The organism is Streptomyces pactum, assembly GCF_016031615.1.
GTDB classification, from domain to species: domain Bacteria; phylum Actinomycetota; class Actinomycetes; order Streptomycetales; family Streptomycetaceae; genus Streptomyces; species Streptomyces pactus.
On record NZ_JACYXC010000014.1, the window covers coordinates 1 to 1,703 of the forward strand.

General features: G+C 77.1%; 2 protein-coding genes. One reads left to right on the forward strand and one right to left on the reverse strand.

Translation table 11 applies throughout. The features are described 5' to 3' along the window. Positions 1-95 precede the first annotated feature (95 nt). Positions 96-590 carry a GNAT family N-acetyltransferase gene (locus IHE55_RS30395; RefSeq protein ID WP_197992637.1) on the forward strand — a complete coding sequence of 165 codons (495 nt, stop codon included), beginning with the start codon at positions 96-98 and terminating at the stop codon, positions 588-590. Between the two features lie 169 nt (positions 591-759). On the opposite strand, the gene mutM is transcribed toward IHE55_RS30395, so the two are convergent. Beyond that, a complete protein-coding gene (gene mutM / locus IHE55_RS30400) occupies positions 760-1,653 on the reverse strand; it encodes a bifunctional DNA-formamidopyrimidine glycosylase/DNA-(apurinic or apyrimidinic site) lyase (protein WP_197990532.1) in 894 nt (297 codons plus the stop codon). Between the last annotated feature and the right edge of the window lie 50 nt (positions 1,654-1,703).

Below are 1,703 nucleotides of genomic sequence, written 5' to 3' on the forward strand. Positions count from 1 at the left end.
GTCCCCAGCCGCCGCGGGCACCGGCCGGGCCGTATCGCGGTTGCCCGGCCGAATCACGGTTGCCGTGTACCGCCGCGCCGCGAGAGCCTCCCGGCATGATCGGAATACGCGTGCTGACGGCGGACGACTGGCGCCGGTGGCGCGAGCTGAGGCTGGCCGCGCTCGCCGAAGCCCCGTACGCCTTCGGGGCCACCCTCGCGCAGTGGCAGGGGGACGGTGACCGGGAGGAGCGCTGGCGCGCCCGGCTGTCCATCCCCGGCTCCCGCAACGTCCTCGCCCTGCTCGACGGCGTGCCGGCCGGAATGGTCAGCGGGGTCCCCGGCCCCCGCGCCGGGGTGGCCGAACTGATCTCGCTGTGGGTCGGGGCGCGGGCCCGGGGGCGCGGTGTCGGCGACCGGCTGATCCGCGAGGTCGAGGAGTGGGCGGTGCGGGAGCGGGCGGAGGTCCTGCGGCTGGCGGTGGCGCACGGGAACGAGCACGCGCTCGCGCTCTACCGCCGCCACGGCTTCGCGCCCGCCGGACGGCCGGACGCCGCGGCGCCGGACGGGCGGCCGGAGCAGATCATGGAGAAGCGTCTGCGCGCCGGCTGACGACCGCGCCGCCCGGCCGGTGCGCCGGCCGGTTCCCCGGGCGCCGGCACCGGGGAACCAGGCCGTCGATCGGCCTCGCCGGCCCGGGACCACGGCCGGCCTCGCCCGCCCGGGAGCCCCGGCGCGGCCCGGCCGGCCCGGACCGCCGGTCGGCGCCGGCCGCCCCGGGTCAGCGCGGCCGGGGCGGGCGCTGGCAGCGGGGGCAGAAGTAGCTGGAGCGGTTCATCCACGGGCGGCGGCGGATCGGTGTGCCGCAGCGGCGGCACGGCTCGTCCTCGCGTCCGTAGGCGTCCAGCGAGCGGGAGAAGTAGCCCGACTCCCCGTTCACGTTCACGTAGAGGCTGTCGAAGCTGGTCCCGCCGGCCGCGAGCGCGTCGGTCATCACCTCGCGGATGTGCGCCAGGAGTTCGGCGGTGCGCGGCCGGGTGAGGGTGGCCGTGGGCCGTTCGTAGTGGAGCCGGGTGCGCCACAGCGCCTCGTCGGCGTAGATGTTGCCGACGCCGCTGATCAGCGACTGGTCCAGCAGCGCGCGTTTGACGGTGGTACGGCGGCGGCGCAGCGCGTCGTGGAAGGCGGCGTCGTCGAAGGCGGGGTCGAGCGGGTCCCGCGCGATGTGCGCGATGACGTCCGGCAGGCCGTCCTCGGCGCCGGGGACCGTGCCGTGCAGGGAGAGTCCGCCGAAGGTGCGCTGGTCGACGAAGCGCAGCTCGGTGCCGGCCGCCTCGCCCAGCGCCGCCGGTCCCGGTGAGTCGGTGAACCCGATGCGGATGCGCAGGTGCTTCTCGTCGGGCATGTCCTGCGGCTGCACCAGCAGTTGGCCGCTCATCCCCAGGTGGGCGAGGACGGCGAGGTCGGCACCCTCGACCGGGAGCCACAGGTACTTGCCGCGGCGGCGCGCCTCGCCGATGCGGTGGCCGGTGAGCCGGGCCGCGAAGTCGGCGGCGCCGGCGGGGTGGCGGCGGACCGCGCGCGGGTGGAGCACCTCCACAAAGGCGACGGTCCGCCCGCTCACCCAGCGCCGCAGTCCGCGGCGGACGACCTCTACCTCGGGCAGCTCTGGCACGGTTCTCCTCAAGGTCGGCCGGCCCGGCGGTCCGCTCCGGCCGGGCGGAC